The sequence below is a fragment of the Corynebacterium simulans genome, from assembly GCF_001586215.1.
Lineage (GTDB): Bacteria > Actinomycetota > Actinomycetes > Mycobacteriales > Mycobacteriaceae > Corynebacterium > Corynebacterium simulans.
Map to the genome: position 1 here is coordinate 2,151,083 of NZ_CP014634.1, position 20,604 is coordinate 2,171,686.

Annotated in this window: 16 protein-coding genes; all 16 read left to right on the top strand. The window is 60.4% G+C overall.

The window, feature by feature from the left end; translation table 11 throughout:
* The first annotated feature begins 11 nt into the window (after positions 1 to 11).
* The 16 genes from WM42_RS10090 (at position 12) to WM42_RS10165 (ending at position 20,598) form a co-directional block, all read left to right on the top strand.
* Positions 12 to 5,960, top strand: a complete 5,949-nt coding sequence (locus WM42_RS10090) for a DUF5979 domain-containing protein (protein WP_062037839.1) — start codon at positions 12 to 14, stop codon at positions 5,958 to 5,960.
* Positions 5,947 to 6,858, top strand: coding sequence for a class C sortase (locus WM42_RS10095; RefSeq protein WP_062037842.1), 912 nt, complete (start codon positions 5,947 to 5,949; stop codon positions 6,856 to 6,858). Before WM42_RS10090 ends, WM42_RS10095 begins: the two co-directional genes overlap by 14 nt.
* Positions 6,859 to 6,899: 41 nt before the next feature.
* A complete protein-coding gene (gene obgE, locus WM42_RS10100) occupies positions 6,900 to 8,423 on the top strand; it encodes a GTPase ObgE (protein WP_061924098.1) in 1,524 nt (507 codons plus the stop codon).
* Between the two features lie 14 nt (positions 8,424 to 8,437).
* Positions 8,438 to 9,658, top strand: coding sequence for a glutamate 5-kinase (gene proB, locus WM42_RS10105; protein WP_062037845.1), 1,221 nt, complete (start codon positions 8,438 to 8,440; stop codon positions 9,656 to 9,658).
* 34 nt (positions 9,659 to 9,692) lie between these two features.
* Positions 9,693 to 10,598 (top strand): D-isomer specific 2-hydroxyacid dehydrogenase family protein, encoded by a 906-nt coding sequence (locus tag WM42_RS10110; protein ID WP_062037848.1) that lies wholly within the window; start codon positions 9,693 to 9,695, stop codon positions 10,596 to 10,598.
* Between the two features lie 11 nt (positions 10,599 to 10,609).
* Entirely contained in the window at positions 10,610 to 11,116 is a 507-nt protein-coding gene (locus WM42_RS10115) for a DUF1707 SHOCT-like domain-containing protein (protein WP_062037851.1), read from the top strand.
* A gap of 247 nt (positions 11,117 to 11,363) precedes the next feature.
* Positions 11,364 to 12,575 carry an ABC transporter substrate-binding protein gene (locus WM42_RS10120; RefSeq protein WP_062037854.1) on the top strand — a complete coding sequence of 404 codons (1,212 nt, stop codon included), beginning with the start codon at positions 11,364 to 11,366 and terminating at the stop codon, positions 12,573 to 12,575.
* A 3-nt stretch (positions 12,576 to 12,578) separates the two neighbouring features.
* Entirely contained in the window at positions 12,579 to 13,679 is a 1,101-nt protein-coding gene (locus WM42_RS10125; RefSeq protein ID WP_082787681.1) for a FecCD family ABC transporter permease, read from the top strand.
* Complete coding sequence (locus tag WM42_RS10130; protein ID WP_062037857.1) at positions 13,673 to 14,425, top strand: ABC transporter ATP-binding protein; 753 nt, start codon at positions 13,673 to 13,675, stop codon at positions 14,423 to 14,425. The genes WM42_RS10125 and WM42_RS10130 overlap by 7 nt, the downstream gene beginning before the upstream one ends.
* Positions 14,403 to 15,683 (top strand): glutamate-5-semialdehyde dehydrogenase, encoded by a 1,281-nt coding sequence (locus WM42_RS10135; RefSeq protein WP_062037860.1) that lies wholly within the window; start codon positions 14,403 to 14,405, stop codon positions 15,681 to 15,683. The genes WM42_RS10130 and WM42_RS10135 overlap by 23 nt, the downstream gene beginning before the upstream one ends.
* 81 nt (positions 15,684 to 15,764) lie before the next feature.
* Complete coding sequence (gene nadD / locus WM42_RS10140; protein ID WP_061924075.1) at positions 15,765 to 16,382, top strand: nicotinate-nucleotide adenylyltransferase; 618 nt, start codon at positions 15,765 to 15,767, stop codon at positions 16,380 to 16,382.
* Between the two features lie 109 nt (positions 16,383 to 16,491).
* The gene (gene rsfS, locus WM42_RS10145) at positions 16,492 to 16,962 is read left to right on the top strand and encodes a ribosome silencing factor (protein ID WP_061924072.1); all 471 of its coding nucleotides are present in this window, start codon (positions 16,492 to 16,494) and stop codon (positions 16,960 to 16,962) included.
* A 3-nt stretch (positions 16,963 to 16,965) separates the two neighbouring features.
* A complete protein-coding gene (locus WM42_RS10150) occupies positions 16,966 to 17,640 on the top strand; it encodes a histidine phosphatase family protein (RefSeq protein WP_061924068.1) in 675 nt (224 codons plus the stop codon).
* A complete protein-coding gene (locus WM42_RS10155; RefSeq protein WP_062037863.1) occupies positions 17,640 to 18,491 on the top strand; it encodes a DegV family protein in 852 nt (283 codons plus the stop codon). The genes WM42_RS10150 and WM42_RS10155 overlap by 1 nt, the downstream gene beginning before the upstream one ends.
* Before the next feature lie 26 nt (positions 18,492 to 18,517).
* Positions 18,518 to 19,150, top strand: a complete 633-nt coding sequence (locus tag WM42_RS10160; RefSeq protein WP_062037866.1) for a ComEA family DNA-binding protein — start codon at positions 18,518 to 18,520, stop codon at positions 19,148 to 19,150.
* On the top strand, positions 19,147 to 20,598 hold the full coding sequence (locus WM42_RS10165) for a ComEC/Rec2 family competence protein (protein WP_062037869.1): 1,452 nt from the start codon (positions 19,147 to 19,149) through the stop codon (positions 20,596 to 20,598). The genes WM42_RS10160 and WM42_RS10165 overlap by 4 nt, the downstream gene beginning before the upstream one ends.
* Positions 20,599 to 20,604 lie beyond the last annotated feature (6 nt).

Below are 20,604 nucleotides of genomic sequence, written 5' to 3' on the forward strand. Positions count from 1 at the left end.
CAGGAGCATTTATGACGGTTAACACCAAGACTCGGCGCCTTTTCGCCGCATTATTGGTGGCGTTCGTGACGCTAATGCTAGTCGTCGCGCCCTCTTCGCCGCTGAATAACTTGGTGACGCCCGAAGCCGAGGCACAGACCAGCAAGGGCTGGGCCACGAACGAGGCGACGTACAAGCAGTGCGGTTTCCGCAGTGGCACCGGTGAGGCCGCCAACTATGCGGACCAGCTGTGCTGGATCGACATGTCGGATCTCAATAACTCGGTCACCACCTACCCGAAGCCCGTGAAGAAGGATCTCGGCCGCTACGAGCTGACTTTCGACGTCATGTACGAGACAAAAGACGACCGCGGCTACGACACGAACACTGATCCTTCCAAGGTGCAGACTTATTCTGGTCCGGTGGGTGACGGCGTCTTTGGCCGCAATGTAAACGACACCGACTACTTTGTCCCGCGTTCTGGTCAGGAGGCCATCCAGCCGAGCGTGGTGTGGGGTATAGGCACCGGAATTACGGCCGCATCGCAGCAGGCCACCCTGCGCTTTCGCAACATCAAGGTCAAGGATAAGTTCACCGGCCAATACGTGAGCAATTACCGCACCTCAATTGTTGATGCACAGGACACTCGTGGTTGGTCATTATTTACGGAAAACTTGACCATCGATGCCCCCGAGACGGGGCAGACCATTTTTCCGTACAAGCGTTTCACTCCGGGCGGTTATCGCTCCGCGTGCGATGCCAATAACAATTCCAGCAACGTCTTCGGCCCCGGCATCGAGGATTACTACGGTCGCGGCGATAACACGCCGAAAGACTTCGTGTGCAAGGAATTCTCCATCAACACCGGCAAGGCCGGCTCCTACATTGTGGGCGGCGATGGCCTGACGAGCCTCGACGTCGGCTTCTTTACTCGCAACAACTTCCAAGGCGTTGCACTAGCCCTCAACATGGGCCGCATGACCGGTGACGTCGTCCAGCCGGATACCATGATGGAAAAGACCATCACGGGTCAAGAGACCAAGTTCGATTTCTCCATGGCCACCCGCTATGGCAGCACCGACACCAAGGTTCCGTGGCAAGGCGCGAACACCTACACCCAGGCGCTGCGCCGCATGTCCCCCGATGTGAACGGCAACGTTGCCGCCGATTCCATGGTGTTCAAGTCTGCTGCCACCGGCACGGAAAAGAGCAAGGCGCTGGCCCGCTATACGCCGACGTGGCGTTGCACCCTCGGTACCACGGATTACACCATCAAGGAAGGCTCCGTGCCTCCGGGATTCCGGCTCAACAACGATGCCGCGGCAGGTACCTCCGAGGTGGTCTATCAAAACAAGTACTCGGTTCCCATGTCCTGTACTGTCACGTGGACGTCAAAGTACCAATTCTCCGCGCTGACCCTACGCAAGACGGTCACCGGTACCGCGGCCGGCTTCGACGAGGTGCAGTCGCGCAAGTTCAACTTGGGCTACCGCTGCGCCGCCCCGACCGGCTACTCCGATGCTTACCCCACGATGAAGCTGGAGGATTCCCGTGATCTCGCCGCTGGTGATGATTACACCGTTGAAGGTCTGCCAGCCGGCGCGACTTGTACCTTGACGGAGAAGTTTGCTGATGGTGCTCCGCCTGCCCGTCCAGGTAAGGAACTGACCCTGACCTGGAAGGGCAACGGCACCTCCCAGAACACCGACGCCGTGCCCGTTGGTACTGTCACCCTGAAATCCGGTGTCAACGCCGCCGATCACTCGAACGACATCGAGGCAAACAACAACTATGACTACCGTCCCGGCACCGTCAACATCTCAAAGACCATCACCGGCGAACCCGTCAACGAGCTCGGCAGCCCGCGCGATTATTCTTTCTCGCTACGTTGTTTGACCACCAATTACAGTCAGCAATCCACGATCCAGGCCACGGGCACTGGGGATGAAATCGCCGGCGATACGAGCTTTAACAATGTCCCAGTCGAGCGCGATTGCGTGCTCAAGCCACTGTCTGGCCTTTCCGATTCCGAGGCCAAGCGCATTAGCTTCGACGGCCGCGATGTCTGGGTTGATGGCCAGCAAATTCAAGCCAACTCCGATGGCACCTACACCATCCGCCTGAAGGATTATCCGCAAGGTGGAACCCCGACTGTGTCCGATATTCGTATCGAGGCGCACTACTCTTACAAGACCCGCGACGTCCGTGTGATCAAACAGTTGCGTGGACCAGGCAGCAGCTTGTTGGACGCGGGTACCACCTTCCCGGTGCACTATCGCTGCACCGACCCAAACGATGCCGCCTACAATCTCGAAGGCGACATGAACATCACCACTGACACCGCCAATCCGGTCAAGATCGAGGGCGTGCGCGTCGGTGCAGACTGCTACGTCTACGAATCCGGTAGCCCCTCGCAGCAGAACGTCACGCTTGACCGCACCACGGTCTCCGCGTCCGATTCTTCTGACGTGGTGACCACCCTCAACAATGAGGAAGCAAAGACCACCCCGGTTTTGACCGTGAACAAATCCACGGATACCAACCAGAACCGCGTTTCTGTGTCGAACCACTACCTCAATAAAACGGGCACGGTCGATTTGACCAAGCTCGTTAACAATTCCGTCAACGGCGCTAACCTGCCTGCTGACTACGAGCTTTCCTTCCGCTGTGGTACCCGCACGGTAGAGACGACGAGCGATAACTATGTTCCTGTCGACCTCACTGGTACTGTCCGTTTAGCCGATGGGCAGACCGAACGTCTCGTCGCCGAGGTCTCCGATCCCACGATTGCGGGGCTGGTTAATGACCGCGACGGTGCGATGGGCGTGCCCTATGGCAATGAATGTACGTTCTCTGAAACCACTCCTTCGACTGGCAACGGCGTTCTGTGGTCAACCGACGCCAAGGAGCAGACTTTTACAGTCGATTCTGACTCTGAGTCCGTTAGCCTGACCAATACCTTCGAACCCGCCGGTAAGGGCATCACCATTACCCAGTCTGAGGCAGGCGTCGACGAGTTCTTCCGCGACGTCGACTACGAATTGACCTGTACCGCCGACGACGGCAGCCCCTTGGACCTAGGCCAGTACGCCACTATCACCCTGGGGCCCGATAACCCGAAGGAGACCGTGCCAGCCACCGTCGTGACGTCGGGAAGCACGTGCCAATTGGTCGAATCCGACAGCAACCGTGAAGACGGCAAACGCAATGGCTACGCCATCGACCGTGATTCCAACATTTCAGTCGATGGCGAGTCTCAGACCTTCAACGACGAAGCTCGCATCGTTTCTGGTGAGTTCATCGTCGGCGATTCCACCATTGCACAGGTAACCCACACCTACGACTACCAAGATGTCACCGTGGCTGTGACCAAGCAGGTCGACTTTGCCAATGAGGCTTACTTCTCCCAGGCCCGCAAGGACGTCAAGTACAACCGTCAATTCGATTTCACGATGAAGTGCACGCCACCCGGTGGCGGCAGCGTCATCACTGTCTCCGGTAAGGTCAGCTCCCCGCAATCTGATGATGCGGCTAGCCAGTCCTTGAGCTTTGATAACATTCCGGACGGTTCCGAGTGCGTTGCGGCAGAAGGTGAGACCACTGCTGCCGAGGGCATCACTTTCACCCAGGAAGTAAAAGTCGGGGACGCTACAGGCGATCGCTCCCTGAACTTCGACGTCAGAGGCAACCAAGACGTGAAGTTGGTCAATACCTATACCCGTCAGCTGGCAGAGGTGAACCTGGACAAGGTTGCTAACACGCCAGTCGACGTCCAGGCAGCTTATGGCTCAAACTGGAAAGACCAGTTCTATACCCACAACTTTGCATTGGTCTGTCGTGACCCAGAAGGGCCTATCGATGGTTCGGGCAACCTTGGAACCTTCCCGGTCAACAGCACCATTCAGGGACCTGGCTCTACCAGTTTTGCTGATATCCCGGTCGGCGCGGAATGCGAACTGACCGGTGACAAGTTTGGTCAGCTCAACTTGACCCAGACCGCGCCGGACGGCATGGAACTGGAAACGCACATGCGTCCAAGCAAGGTGCAGTGGCGTCTGCAGCGCGACGAGGGCATGACCTACACGGATACCGATCTCGCAGATGGTGAGACCACCTCGCAGAAGTTCATGATTGAGGACGACATCTCCGATGGAGGCCTGGGCAACAAGGTCGAACTGGTCAACTTCTATGAATTCGTGAAGTCGCCCATCAAGATGAGTAAGAAGATCGTCGCCAATGCGGACGACCTTCAGGTGCTGCGCGAGGCCAACCCAGAGTTCCGCTTCGACTACCAGTGCCAGGGCGTGGGCTATTCCATCTCTAACGTGGGGCTGCCTACCAGTTTGAATGCGGGCGATACCACTGCCTTCCCGGATGGCACGTTGACCTTCACCTCGGACGAGGTTGAGGTTCCTTCCGGTGCGTGGTGTACCTTCACGGAGCTCGCTCCTTCTGCCACACCAGAAGCTTTGGAGTGGAAGCAGGACCCACGTGAGGTCGACAAGCGCGTCGGTGAAGAGGGCCAACCGGCGGTTTCCTATGACTTCACCAACACCTACACGCGCCGCACCGTCCCCGTGTCCTTCGCGGCGCTGCAGGATGGCTACCTCGGTGGTCTGAGCAACAATAGCTATGACTATAAGGTCAGCTGTACTGCTCCGGGCTTTGATAGCCAAACGTTGAGCTTCGACGTCAATAGAGCTAACTCGAGTGCGACGGTGGCTGACGCCAGTGCACCTTCGGGTGGCAAGGTTGTAAACCTGCCGGTGGGCTATGACTGCACCTTGGATGCAAGTGGTTCCTCGGCCCTGCGCGAGCGCGTGCAGTTAGAAGTGACCGCGGGCACGCGTTCTCCGTACATGACTTTCGCGACGTGGACGAAGGAGGGCGCCGCAGCCGATAACCCGGATGTAAAGCCTGCAGATATTCCACTCGACAAAGTCACCAGTGACTTGAAGAAATACACCTACGATTTTAGGCTGGATAGCGCGCTGCGCTCTGAGACGGGTGCTCCGGTGTTGACCATCGCCGGTGAGGCGATGCATCCGCGCGATAGCGTTGAGGTCACCTTCACTAAGCAATCTGTTGGCGCGGCAGGAGAGGGGCGGACCTTCGAGTTCTCCTCGAGCTGTGGTGAGACATTCACTTTGAAGTCTGGCCAGTCGCATACGTTGAGTGACATCGAAGTTGATCAGAACTGCACCATCGGCGAGGTCATGAATCAAGATTCTGCGTCTCCGGTTGTCTCCGTGGGTGAGACCGGACCACGCCTGGGTAATGTGAAGGCGAATAACTCCATCGGTCCGACTACCCACACGGTGACTTCTGGCCAGTGGTCCTTCGATGTCCTGCCGGTAGCGAAGGCCAGCGATATGTCCACTTCGGGCAGCAAGTGGGAACTGACCGGTATCAATACCTTCCCTGGGGTCAACATCACCAAGAAGATTGATGGCGCACCTATCAGTGCGGTCAGCGGAACGGTGGCCGATACCGCGGTGCTTCCCGACGACGCGACCACCATGCGTTTCAACTACACGGTAGAAAACAACGGCGCCTTGCCGCTGACTGACCTCAAGCTCACCGAGCCGGAGTTGGCTGGCCGCACTGTGGTAGCCGCTGATGGATCCGAGTACGTGGTGCCGGAAGGTGGTGCGATTCCCACTGAGGTTTGTGCCCCAGGCGATCTCGCTGAAGGGGCATCCACCACCTGCAGCTTCGACGTGAAGATCACGGAGTCGACGGAGGATAACTTCTACTACCGCGGCAAGGTTACTGTGACGGCGCTGGGCAATAACATCCTCGTCTCCGACGACGATAGCTACGGTGCTCTGCGTCTGAAGGAAGGCCTCGGCTTCCTGCTGCCGGATACCGGCCGCCAGACCCTGGTGTGGGCGCTGCTCATCGGCCTCATTCTGCTGGCAATCGGTATGGCTTTGTACCTGCGTAATCGCAACGACGAAGAAACCGATGGCGAAGACTAAGACGAAGAAGAACCAGTCACGCAAGAAGAAAAGCTCGCTGTGGCTGGTTATCCTCGGCATCTTGGTGCTGCTGTATCCGATTGTTGCCACGCAGTACAACGATTGGCAGCTGCAGCGCCAGGCGGAGAACTACCGGCGCGCCATTGAGCGCATCGACCCGCCTGCCCAGCGAGAGGCCTACGTGCAGCAGGCACATGAGTACAACGATTGGTTGGCGGAGCAAGGTCATCATGCTTTCCCACCGAATCCTTCTTCACCGGGCTTTGAGCGTTACATGAAAACGCTCAATGCCCCAGAGGCCGGGGGCGCGATTGCGCGACTTCGCATTCCCGCAATTAACGTCGATCTTCCCGTGCGGCATACGACTGCCCCTGCTGTGCTTTACGACGGCGCGGGACACATGTTTGGTTCCTCACTGCCGGTGGGAGGTAAGGGAACCAATGCCGTTATTTCTGCACACACCGGCATGGTGGACGCGTCGATGTTTGATAACTTGCCGCGACTCAAGGACGGCGAAATCGTCACCATCGAGGTGATGGGCGAGTTGCTGCATTACAAGGTCGTGGGCCGCGAGGTGGTCAAACCTGATAAGTACGATGCGGTGACTTATGAGCCTGACAAGGATCAGATCACGCTGATCACCTGCACCCCGTACGGCATCAACACGGATCGTCTGCTCGTGCATGCAGAACGCGTCTACATTGCGGGCGGAGATGAGGATTCGGGCTGGCATCCAAAGCTGTCGTGGTGGATGATTGCCGCGCTTAGCATCATCGCCATCTCTTTGCTTATCATCATCTATCTGGAATGGCGTCGCCGCCGACGTAAGCAAGCCCGCGAGGAACGTCAGGCTAGGAAGCAGGCGGCCGCCGATGGTAGTATGAGCAGCTCAGAGTAAGAAAAACAGCTACTTAGCGTTAGTGCGAGGAAACCAACTTCATGGCACGTTTTATTGACCGCGTCGTTCTTCACCTGCAGGCCGGCGACGGAGGCCACGGATGCTCTTCGGTGCACCGTGAAAAGTTTAAGCCGCTGGGCGGTCCAGACGGCGGCAATGGCGGCCACGGAGGAGACATCCTGCTAGAGGTTTCCACCCAGGTGCATACCTTGATGGACTTCCACTACCGTCCGCACCTGAAGTCCGGCCGAGGTAACAACGGTGCTGGTGACTGGCGCAATGGCGCCCGCGGCGAGGATCTCATCCTCGAGGTCCCGGCCGGCACCGTGGTCTACTCCGAAGACGGCGAGATGCTGGCGGATCTCACGATTCCTGGCACCCGTTTTGTAGCCGCTGAAGGCGGCTTTGGCGGCCTTGGTAATGCTGCGCTAGCTTCTGCTGCCCGCAAGGCACCAGGCTTTGCGCTTCAAGGCGAGCCGGGCGAGGCCCGTGATCTGGTGTTGGAGCTTAAATCCATGGCGGATGTCGGCCTCGTCGGTTTCCCATCGGCCGGCAAGTCTTCCCTAATTTCCGTGCTTTCTGCGGCCAAGCCAAAGATTGGTGATTATCCGTTTACCACCCTGCAGCCGAATCTCGGCGTGGTGGACATGGGCTTTGAATCTTTCACCATGGCCGACGTTCCGGGCCTTATCCCGGGCGCTGCTGACGGCAAGGGCCTCGGATTGGACTTCCTGCGCCACATCGAACGCACTGCGGTGCTCGCTCACGTCGTTGACGTTGCCTCCTTGGAGCCGGGCCGCGACCCGCTTTCCGATATTGAGGCGCTCGAGGAGGAGCTCGCAAAGTACCAAGAACTGCTGGACCAGGACACCGGCTTGGGCGATCTGCGGCAGCGCCCACGCATCATTATCTTGAACAAGGCGGATATTCGGGAGGCGGAAGAACTGGCCGAGTTCGTCAAACCCGAGCTGGAGGAGAAGTACGGTTGGCCCGTCTTCATTATTTCTGCGGTGGCACGCAAGGGCCTCGATCCGCTCAAGTACAAGCTGCTTGAGATGGTCAAGGAGCACCGTCGCACACAGCCGAAGGTCAAGGCGGATAAGAACCACACCATCATCCGCCCACGTGGCGAGCGTAAGTCCGGCTCCCACGCTGACTTCACCGTGCGCCCTGATCCCGAGCTTGCCGGTGCCTTCGTGGTGGAGGGCGACAAGATCGAGCGCTGGATTGTGCAAACCGACTTCGAAAATGATGAAGCCATCGGCTACCTCGCTGACCGCTTGGCCAAGGCCGGTGTGGAAGATGAGCTGTTCAAGCAGGGCGCTGTTGAGGGCTGTCCGGTGACCATCGGCGGCATCACCTTCGAGTGGGAGCCGATGACTGGCGGCCGTGCCACGGATGCCGGCCGCGGCTTCGACGGTCGCCTCGGCGGCACCGAGCGTGTTTCCGCCGCTGAGCGTAAGCGCGCTTCGCAGGCTCGCCGTGGCCTCATCGACGAGTATGACTTTGGCGATGACGAGAAGGTCACCCGCGAGCAGGCGAACCGGGACCGCTGGCAGGGCTAGTACAATGGGCGGCCATGTCTTCGCAACAAGATTTTCCGCTAACCCAAAAACCTTATTCCGGGCCCACGGTTGACACCCCCTTTCCGGACCCGTTGCATGAAAATCCCACGGCGTCCGGCTTTGATTCGCCGCTGCGCCAGCGCATCGCGCACGCCAAGCGCGTAGTCATCAAGATTGGTTCTTCGTCGCTGACGGATGAGGACTTCCTGGTCTCCCAGGAGCGCATCGACCACATTGTGGACGCGGTGCACGCCCGCATGGGCATCTCCGATGTCATCCTGGTCTCCTCCGGTGCGGTGGCCGCTGGCATGGGCCCGCTGGGGCTTAATCGCCGGCCGACTGATCTGGCCACCAAGCAGGCCGCGGCGTCTGTGGGCCAGGTGCATCTGGCGTACGAGTGGGGCCGGTCTTTCGCCCGCTATGACCGCACGGTGGGCCAGGTGCTGCTCACCGCCTCGGATACGGGGCACCGGGACCGCGCCCGCAACGCGCAGCGCACCATCGACCGGCTGCGCCAGCTGCGCACCATTCCCATCGTCAATGAGAATGACACGGTGGCGACCTCGGAGATGCACTTCGGGGATAATGACCGGCTCTCCGCCTTGGTGGCCAACCTGATGGGCGCGGACGCGCTGTTCCTGTTCTCTGATGTCGATGGCCTCTATGACAAAAACCCGGCGGAGCCGGACGCCCGCTTCATCGATGAGGTGCGCACGGGCAAAGACCTGAAAGGGGTCGAGGCCGGTGAGTCCGGCAACGTCGGCACCGGTGGTATGGCCACGAAGGTCTCGGCCGCGCGCCTGGCCACCCGCGGCGGAATCCCGGTGCTGCTGACGTCGACGGATAACATTGGCCCTGCTCTTGCCGATGCCTCCGTGGGCACCGTCTTCCACACCCGCGAGGAGCGCAAGTTGTCTGCCTGGAAGTTCTGGGCGCTCTACTGCGCCGATACCGGTGGGGCGGTGCGCCTGGACGCTGGCGCCATGCAGGCGGTCACCAAGGGAGGCAATTCGCTCCTGGCGGTTGGCATCACGGAGGCCATCGGTGAATTCTCCCGTGGGGAAATCATCGACATCATGGGCCCGGAAGGTGAGGTCATCGGCCGCGGCGAAGTACGTTTTGATTCCGCGGAGCTGCGGGGCATCCTGGGCAAGCAGATGGAGGAGCTGCCGGAATACCAGCGCCGCAGCGTTGTCCACGCCGACTACCTGTCGAACTACGCCTCCCGAATCTAGACACTAGAGGCCAGAGAAACCCCAGGAAAAGACCATGAAATACGCCATGTTGCCGGAACAATGGGAAGAATCCATCGAGACCTTGCGGGGAGCTGGCCATGAGCTCGCGGAGCTTTCCGATGCCGACTTCCTCATCTACAACGGCGACGGCTCGGACTTCCCGTTGCCACTGCCGGAGAACATCAAGTTCGTGCAGATTCCGTCTGCAGGCGTAGACCATCTGCTCGACGTCATGAAGGAGACCGACGTAATCTGGTCCAACGCCGCTGGCGTATTCGATAACACCGTGGCGGAATCTACCATCGCGCTGCTGCTTGCGCAGCTGCATGCCCATCGCTATGTCAACGACACCTTCTCCAACTACGAGGAGGTGCAGGATCACAAGTCCTACCTACACGAGGACAAGACTGTGGCGATCATCGGCGCCGGCGGCATCGGCAAGCGGCTCATCACGATGCTCTCTGGCTTTGGCCCGCGCATCATCGCCGTAAACCGGTCCGGCAACGCGGTTCCAGGCGCGGATGAGACCTATCCCATCTCCGAGGTGGACAAGGTCTGGTCTGAGGCCGACTACTTTGTGCTCATCGCGCCGCTTACCCCGCAGACCCACCACATGGTCAACAAAGACGTGTTTGCCCAAATGCCGAATCATGCGGTGGTGGTCAATGTGGGCCGTGGCCCACTCATCAGTACCGAGGATCTTTTGGCAGCGCTGGACTCTGGCGAGATTGCCGGCGCAGCGCTCGACGTCACTGATCCGGAGCCGCTCCCGGATGATCACCCGCTGTGGAAGGACCAACGTGTGGTCATTACACCGCACATTGCTAATACCCGTAACTCGGTGCGCCGCCACTTGGGAGCACACACCGCAAAGGTGGCCGCAGCCTTTGAGGCTGGCGAGGAAATTCCTACCCGTGTGGATCCGAACGCTGGATATTAAAGTGTAAAAGCATGAACAAAGACATTCGCGTGGGAGACGCGGAACGCCACAATGCGCTAGACCTCCTCAGCACCCACTTCGCTAACGGTCTCATCGACATCAACGAGTTCGAAGACCGCACAGGAAAGGCGGCTGTTGCGCGTACCCGCGGCGAGATCGCTTCCCTCTTTGAGGACCTTCCTGACAATCCAATTGCAGAGGTCGTCCCGTTCAAGGAATCGGAAGCGCAGGCCGAGCTCGACCGGCTGCAGCGCCGCGGAGGGTTAGTCCACCGAATCGATGCCGTCATTTGGTCAGCGACGATGATCCTCTTCTTCCTGGGGCTTTTCGTCTTCGACTGGGACTATTTCTGGCTTGTCTTCCCGATTGCAGGTATCGCCTCGTGGGGTGTCAGGGAGGCGGTCAAGCTCTCCGACGACGACGAAAAACTTTATGAGGAATTGAAAAAGAAGGATGACAAAGACCGGGCCGAGCGCCTACGTCTGGCAGCCGAGCGCCGCAAGGAGCTGGGGCAGTAGTCCGCGGGGTCTGCGGGGGGAGTGGCTGCGCGCTTGAGCTATACCCACGCGTGACATCCAGCGCGGATAACCATGCTGTTGGGGGGTGAGTTTCTTTAAGAGGATGTTATTCAGCTTTAAAGTGACCTAAATAAAACCCGGGGGGATCACTTTCGCGGGCACGTTCCGGATTGTAAGCTCATCCTAGTTCGATTTAGTCAAGCCTAAGTTAACTTGGCTATTGTTCGTGAGCAAAGGACTTTCTTTCATGACCCATTTCAACGTGCCCAAGTACTCCGTCCGCATTGCGGCAGCCACCCTGGCCATGCTCGCATCCGCGACTGCGTTGAGCGCGTGCAGCAGCAACGAAGACACCTCCGCGTCCACCGGCTCTACCGGCGCCGCGGGGGACACTGCTGTGACCATCACTGACGTCGCCGGCCGCGAGGTCACCTTCGACAAGCAGCCTGAGCGTATCCTTCTGGGCGAGGGCCGCGGGCTCTTCGCCACCTCGATTCTCAACCGCGAGGATCCGCTCGAGCACGTCGTGGCTCTGGGCAAGGACCTGCATGAGGCGGCTCCGAGCTTCGAGTCCAAGTTCGCCGAAACCAATGCGGCGTACAAGGATCTGCCGACCATCGGCAACATCGCCAAGGGCGACGTCACCGTGGAAAACCTGCTCGCGCAAAAGCCAGACGTCGTGGTCATGACGCTGGACCACAAGGAGGGTGCGGAAAAGACCGGCTTCCTGGACAAGATGGACCAGGCCGGCCTGAAGTACGTCTTCACCGACTTCCGCCAGAAGCCGCTAGAAAACACCCCGAAGTCCATGGAGGTCTTCGGCCAGCTCTTCGGTCACGAGGACAAGGCCGCAGAGTTCAATAAGTTCTATACCAGCAAGGTTGATGACATTAAGTCCCGCGCGGAAAAGGCCGGGGACAAGCCGCGCACCCTGGTCTGGCGCGCGGCGGGCCTGAAGGATTGCTGCTCCACGGTCAAGGACTCTAACCTAGGTGACCTGGTTAATGCCGCCGGCGGCGAGAACTTGGGCGATAGCCTGCTGGACACAGAGTCTGGAGACCTTACCGCAGAAAAGGTGCTTGCTGAGCAGCCGGAGCACATCATCGCCACTGGCGGCGCATGGGCCAAGGACCCGGAAAAGCCGGAGGTCCTGCCGCACGTGGAGATGGGTTACGCGGCCAAGGAAGAAAAGGCGCAGGAGACCCTCGAAGGCCTGCTAAAGACCCCGGGCTTCGAGCAGCTTGAGGCCCCAAAGGAAGGCAACTTCCACGCTGTCTACCACCAGTTCTACGATTCGCCTTTTAACATCTTCGCCTTGGAGCAGTTTGCTGTGTGGATGCACCCAGAAACCTTCAAGGACTTAGACCCAGAAAAGGACTTCGCCGAATTCCACAACAAGTGGCTGCCCATCGACTACAGCGGCGTTTTCTTCACTACCAAGAACACACACAAGCACTAAAAAATGGCACTTTTGACCTCTTCTGAGAGTTTGCAGACTGACCAGAAAGCCGAAACCAAAACCGACACCCACCAGGTTATTGCCGAGTACCGCAGCAATAACTTCCGCAAGGTACTCATCATCGGTGCACTGGTGCTGGCTGCCTTCGTAGCCTTCGTCATTGCCACGGTGGTCGGCCCGATTCACCTTTCCCCGATGGAGATGCTGCGTGGCATTTTCTCACCGGGCCAGGTGGATGAGACCACCCGGACGGTCCTGTGGAACCTGCGCCTGCCGGCGTCGGTTATGGCCGTGCTCATCGGCGCCGCACTGGCGCTATCCGGCGCGCATATGCAGACCATTCTGGATAACCCTTTGGCCGAGCCTTTCACCTTGGGTATTTCCGCCGCCGCGGCTTTTGGCGGCGCGGCCTCCATCGTGCTGGGCTGGACCGTGCTGGGAAATCCGCAGTTCAATCTCGCGGCCGTCGCTTGGCTGTCGGCTCTTGTGGCCGTGGCCATCGTCGCGGGTGCGGCGGTGTGGCGCGGCGCTAGTGCGGAGTCAATGATTCTGCTGGGTATCGCCCTCGTTTTCTTGTTCCAGGCACTGCTTTCGCTGATGCAATACAGCGCCTCGACTGAAGCCCTGCAGCAGATTGTCTTTTGGACCATGGGCTCCCTGCAGCGTGCGAATTGGGTGTCCAACCTGATCATCGCGGCCACCTTGCTGGTTGCCATTCCTTTCACCATGCTCAACGCGTGGAAGCTCACGGCGCTGCGCCTTGGCGACGAGCGTGCGGCGGCCCTTGGCATCAACGTGCAAAAACTGCGCGTTCTAACCCTCGTCGTGGCCTCCTTGCTGGCCGCTAGCGCCGTGGCCTTCGCCGGCATCATCGGCTTCATTGGCTTGGTTGGCCCACACGTGGCGCGCCTATTGGTGGGCGAGGATCAGCGTTTCTTCGCTCCAGCCTCCATGGCGGCGGGCGCGATGCTGCTGGCGGGAGCACACGCGGTATCCATCACCATCATCCCCGGCGTTGCCGTACCCATCGGCATCATCACGGCGCTCGTTGGTGTTCCTTTCTTCGTGCTGCTCATCTTCACCAAGAGGAGGATCAAGTGCTGAAAGTAGAACAGGCATGCGTGAACTTTGGCAAGCGGGAGGTGCTCAAAGGAGTTGACTTGCCCGAGCCTGAACCCGGCACCATCGTCGGACTCATCGGCCCCAACGCGGCGGGCAAGTCCACCTTGGTCAAGGCCATCGCCGGCATTCAGAAGCTAACTTCGGGCACCTGCGATACTGGTGGCGCCAACGTGGGCTACGTGCCGCAGGATCTTCTGACCAGCGCCTCGCTGACCGCCTTTGAATCGGTGGTCATCTCCGCTAAGCGTGGTTCACCCAACGCTTTGGAATCCGCGGTTGAGGCGCTCGAAAAGCTCGGCATCGTGCACCTCGCGCACCGCTACGTTCACCAGCTTTCCGGCGGCCAGCGCCAGCTCGTCGCCGTGGCGCAGATGCTGGCCCGTGAGCCAGACCTGATGCTGCTGGATGAGCCGACCTCCGCGCTCGACCTGCGCCATCAAGTGCACCTGCTGGATACCTTGCGCAAGGAGGTCTCCCGCGGGGCAGTGGCGTTGGTAGCTATCCACGATCTCAACCTGGCCGCGCGTTATTGCGACGAGCTGGTGGTTCTCCACGGCGGCCGCGTGCATGCCCACGGCACCCCGGCAGAGGTGCTGAACACCGAGCTGCTGGGTGAGGTCTATGGCATCCACGCTCGAGTCATCGACGACGAGGGCGTGCCCATGGTCTGTCCTGTCGAGGCTAGCTTCGGTAAGCTTGAGCCTCATGAGCCAACTCACTCGAGATGAAGAACGAGACCAAGTACTAAAACTGGCGCGTCAGGCGAAGAAAGTTGCGCCGCAGTTCGCGCAGCTTTCCACCCCACGCAAGAATGAGATTCTTGTGCGCGCTGCTGAAAACCTGGTGGCCCGCACCCCTGAGATTCTCGAGGCCAATGAGCGCGACGTCGCCGCTGGCCGTGCGGCCGGGATGAATGATTCTTTAATCGACAGGCTCTCGCTCGACGCCGCGCGCGTCGAAGGCATCGCCGGCGGCCTGCGCCAGGTCGCTGCCCTGCAGGACCCAGTAGGGGAGGTGCTGCGGGGCCACACCATGGACAACGGCATCCAGATGAAGCAGGTGCGCGTGCCGCTCGGCGTCATGGGCATGGTCTACGAGGCCCGCCCGAACGTCACGGTGGATGCCTTTGGCCTTGCGCTCAAGTCCGGCAACGTGCCGCTGCTGCGCGGATCTAAGTCCGCACGCAACTCCAACGAGCAGCTCGTGGAGATCCTCCAGGACACCCTGGCGCACTTCGAACTTCCGCGCGAGGGCGTGCAGCTCCTGCCGTGCGAGAGCCACGATTCGGTGCAGGATCTCATCACGGCGCGCGGGCTTGTCGACGTCGTGATTCCCCGCGGTTCTGCTCGCCTCATCAATGCGGTGGTGGAGGGCGCTACCGTCCCCGCCATTGAGACCGGCACCGGCAACTGCCACTTCTACATCGATGCCAGCGCCGACCTCGACAAGGCCATCGCCATGGTCATCAACGGCAAGACCCGCCGCCCTTCGGTTTGTAACTCCACCGAGTGCGTGCTGCTCGACGCCGCGCTTGCCGACGCCGCGAAACTTCGCGTCATCACCTCCCTTCAGGAGGCAGGCGTGGTCATCCATGGCGAGGTCGCCGAGCTCGAGCAATTCGGCGTGGCCAATGCTGTGGAAGCAACCGACGAGGAATGGCGTGAGGAGTTCCTGAGCAACGACATCTGCGCCAAGGTGGTTGACGGCATCGCTGGCGCCATCGCGCACATCGCCGAGTACACCACCGGCCACACTGAGGGCATCGCCGCTCAGGACGCCGACGTGTTGCTCAGGTTCGCCAACGAGGTCGATGCCGCCGCCGTCATGCTCAATGCCTCCACCGCCTTTACCGACGGCGAGGTTTATGGCATGGGCGCGGAGATCGGTATCTCTACCCAGAAGCTGCATGCCCGCGGCCCGATGGCTTTGCCGGAGCTGACCTCCACAAAGTGGATCCTGCAGGGCAGCGGTCAAACTCGACCTTAAAATATGCCTCTATCTCTATCTCTTTTCACCCAGGCGCCCACGCCCGCGGATGGGCAGAAGGTGCACGTATAATCTCCACTCATGACTAGTCCACAGCGCATTGGAATCATGGGCGGCACTTTCGACCCCATCCACAATGGCCACCTCGTGGCCGCCAGTGAGGTGGCCTACCGCTTCCAACTGGACCAAGTGGTCTTCGTGCCCACCGGCCAGCCGTGGCAGAAGGCGGGGCGCGACGTCACCGCAGCCGAGCATCGCTACCTGATGACCATGGTGGCAACCGCCTCGAATCCGCGCTTTACCGTCTCCCGCGTCGACATCGACCGCGAGGGCCCCACCTACACCATCGATACCCTGCGTGACCTGCGCGAGCTTTTCCCCGATGCCGAGCTCTACTTCATCACCGGCGCCGATTCCCTGGCTTCGATCATGAGCTGGCACGATTGGGAGGTCATGCTAGAGATGGCCAACTTCGTCGGCGTCACCCGCCCCGGCTACGAACTCAGCAAGGATATGCTGCCGCTGGAATCCCAAACCGGGATCGAACTCATCGAAATTCCCGCCATGGCCATTTCTTCCACCGATTGCCGCAAGCGCGCCGGGGAAGGCGAGCCGGTGTGGTATCTCGTGCCGGATGGGGTTGTCCAATACATCGCTAAGAACAATCTTTATGGGCCTAATCCTGATAAGCCTTTATAGAATTTGGGAAAAAGAATTCACGGAAATAGCCAAACGCACCTCTTACGTGCGAAACTGGCAGAACTAAAAAGTATTCGAAGATATTTGGAAGATATTTGAAGGAAAGCACATGTCCGTTACTGATGTAGCCCGCAAGATGGCTGAAACCGCGGCGCACGCTGCTGACGAGAAGCTGGCCACGAACATCGTGGCTATCGACGTCTCTGACGTGCTTGCTATCACCGAGATCTTCGTGCTGGCATCCGCCGAGACCGAGCGCCAGGTGGCCTCCATCGTGGAGGAAATCGAAGACGAGCTGACCAAGCTTGGCCACGAGCCAAAGCGCCGCGAAGGCAACCGCGAAAACCGCTGGGTACTGCTGGATTACGGTCACATCGTTATCCACGTCCAGCGCAACGATCAGCGCGAGTTCTATGGCCTCGACCGCCTCTACCACGATTGCCCGATCCTGGAGATCGAGGGCATCGAGACCCCGGAGCGTCCGGGCGAGTGGTCCGACGAGGTTAACCTGCGCGAAGTTGAGTCCATCGATGAGATCCCACTGGCTCAGCCGGAGCCGGAAGAGGACGAGGAGTACTAAACCTTGTCGCGCCGCCTGCTTCTGATCCGCCACGGTCAGACCACTTATAACGCCACTGGCCGCATGCAGGGCCACCTGGACACGGAGCTGTCCGAGCTGGGACTTGCACAGGCCAAGCAGGCGGCAGGCCTGCTTGCGGAGCAAGGGATTTCCGCGATCGTGTGCTCGGATCTTTCCCGTGCCCGCGCCACCGCCGGCGTCATTGGTGAGCGTTTGGGCCTGGAGCCTACTGTCGACGCCCGCCTGCGCGAGACGCACCTGGGCAAGTGGCAGGGGATGTCCTCGGCGGAAGTAGATCGCGATTACCCCGGTGCCCGCGCCATCTGGCGTCACGATCCCACCTGGGCGCCGCCGGAGGGCGAGTCGCGGGTGGACGTCGCCAAGCGTGCGCGTCCCGTCATTGACGAGCTGATGCGTGACCCGGAACCGTGGGCCGAGGGCACCGTGTTGGTGGTGGGGCACGGCGGTGCGATTGCAGCGTTGACCTGCCACCTTTTGGGCCTGCGCCACGAGCAGTACTCCATCCTTTCGGGCCTGAAGAACACCCACTGGTCCCAGCTGACCGCCCGTCCGGACTTTGATCCAGCGAATCCGCAGGCCTCCCTCGAGTTCACTGCGGATAACGTGGAGGGCGCCAAGTGGTACTTCGACGGCTGGAACATGGGGGCAGGTAACTAGTGGCCGTCCGCATCGTCACTGATTCCGCCGCGGGGCTGCCGCCAGACATCGTGAAAAACCTGCAGATTCGAGTAATCGATTTGCACGTCATGGACGCAGCCGGCGAGCAATCTACCTCGGGTCTTACTGCGCTGGAGCTCGCGGCCGCATACGGTCGCGAAATGGAACGCTCCACCGACGACGGCATTGTGGCCATCCATCTGTCTAAGGAACTTTCTTCCACTTGGTCTGCCGCGGTGACGGCTTCGGGCGTGTTTCCCGATACCGTCAAGGTGGTCGAGTCCGGCTCGGCGGGCATGGTGATTGGTGCCGCGGCGATGTCTGCGGCGACCTTGGCACGCGATGACGCCTCGCTTGAGGAGTGCTACGAGGCGGCGCTGGATACGATCAAGCGCGGCCGCACCTGGGTTTACCTCAACTCCACGGAGGAACTGCGCCGCTCCGGCCGTCTTTCTACCACCACCGCGATGCTCTCCACTGCACTTCTGGCCACCAAGCCCATCATGTCCATCGTGAGCGGCAAGCTGGAGCTCGTGGGCAAGACCCGCACCCAGACTAAGGCTTTTACCAAGCTGGTCGATCTCATCGCCTCCCGCGCCGATGGCGAGCCCGTCTTCGTGGCATTGCAGCACAACGACGCCGAGGAGTCCGCCGAGCGCCTGCTCGAACTGCTCGAGAAGGCCCTGCCGAAGGGCTCTTCCTTCATGGTCGAAGAACTCACCGAGGTGCTCGCCGTGCATGCCGGCCCAGGCGCCATCGGCGTATCGGTGGTCTTTAGCAAGGAACCTCCTGAATCGTTGACACGTACAACAAGTTATCCACAGGTTTTTAAATTGCCTCTAGCGCATTAACTGCGCCGCCTTTTAGCGTCGAGGGCATGCCGCATATTAGCGATCGTCTTCGGGAACTAACCCGCCCCACCGGGGAAGAGGACCTCCTCAACGTCACCTATCCGCGCCCGCGCGTGCGTATTCCGCCGTGGCTTGCCTGCGCCATCGCGGTGTTGGTTGCTGCGGGTGTCTTGACGTGGCTGGGTATTACGAGCCGGAACGATCCTTATGCGGTTTCCGCTTCCGAGGCTACGAGCAGCGCCGCTGCACCGAGCTCCCTGGTGGTCTCCGTGGTGGGGGAGGTCGAAAACCCCGGCCTTGTCACGGTGGCGCCGGACGCCCGCATTGCCGACGCCCTCGATCACGCCCACCCGCGCCCCGGCGTGGACCTCCTCAACCTCAACCTGGCCAAACGGCTTAGCGACGGCGAGCAAATCGTCGTCGGCCTGCCCGCACCCGCCCCAGCACCGGGCGAGCCGCAGGAAGGCGGTCTGCTCAGCCTGAACTCCGCCACCAAGGAGCAGCTGATGGAGCTGAAAGGAGTAGGAGAGGTCACGGCGGAGTCCATTTTGAGCTTCCGCGAGGAATCCGGCGGTTTTACTTCCGTAGAGCAGCTGATGGAGATAAGCGGCATTGGGCCTGCAAAGTTCGAGGCGCTCAAAGACCAGGTGCAATTATGAGGCAGCTGCGCCTGCTGCCGGCCGCGTGTGCGGTGTGGCTGGCCACGCTCTTAAGCTTTAACGGCGCGTGGTGCTCCTTAGTGCCGCTAGTCTGTCTAGTCCTGTGGTTCTGGCAGCGCGGCCAGGCGGTGCTCACCACGGGCCTTAGCGCCTTGGCCATCGCCGTGACTAAGGTGCGCATTTCCCGCGCGGGCCCGCTTGGCGACGTCCTGACCGGCACCGTCATAACTGAGCCCACCGAGGTGCGCTTTGGCTGGCTGCTGCGCCTGCGCGTGCCCGGCTATCCCTTTCAGGTACCTGTATTTAGCGACGAACCCGCTCCAGCCGGGGCCCAAGTGACCGTGGACCATGGCACCATCACTTCGCTTACCCCGCCGGATTCTTTGGCCGCGCACGTGGCAGAGAACTTCCGCGAGCTGGTCGGCATAAGCGTTGGGCCCTCCTCACAAGGCCTGCTGCCGGGCATGGTGCTGGGGGATACCACCTTGCAGACGGCGGCAGAAAAGCAGCTTTATATCGACACTGGGTTGTCACATTTGAGCGCGGTATCCGGCTCGAACGTGGCCATCGTGTGCAGCGCTGCCGCCTTGTTGGTGAAGGGACCACGGCTGCGGGTCGCGGCGTCGCTTAGCGCATTGTGCATCTTCGTGGCTTTGGTGGGGTTTGAGCCTTCCGTCCAGCGCGCGGCCGTGATGGGCCTGGTGGGACTACTCGCGGTTTTAAACTCCGCGCGCATGGAGCCGATGCATGGGCTCAGCCTGGCTATTATCGTGCTGCTTTTTATAGACAGCGAGTTGGCCAAGAACTTCGGGTTTGCGCTGTCGGTGGCGGCGACCGCCGGAATCGTGGCGCTCTCGCCGCTGCTTTATCGCCACCTGGCGGTGATTGGATGGCCGGATATCTTCGTCCGCGCGCTCGCCGTGGCAATTGCGGCCGACCTCGTGACGATGCCGATCATCGCTCTGATGTCCGGCAAGGTATCGGTGGTCTCGGTACTTGCAAACGTGCTGGTTGCTCCCGCGACTGCTCCCGTGACCATCCTGGGATTGCTGGCAGCCCTCTTCGCGCAGCTGGGCCCGCTTTCCGTGTTGGGCGCCGGGGTGCTGCGCCTAACCGAGCCTTTTACCTGGTGGATCAACACCATCGCCCGCGGCTGCGCGGCCTTGCCGGTCAGCACCGTTGACGCTAGCCCTTTCCTGGTGTTGCTGGGCTACGGCTGGATAGTGGCGGGCATCCTCTACAAACGCCCGTTGCTCACACTTGCCTGCGTGGTTGCATTCCTGTGGCCGAGGCACTTTGATACCCCGCAGGAACCGATACATGTGGTGGCCACCGAGGAAGACATCGAGCCCATTCCGCCGGGCACACGCAGCATCATTGTTACGCAAGATTCGCCGCCCGATTACCCCACGCGCACAGCAGATGGAATCGCAGTTTTCTACCGCTAGAATTGC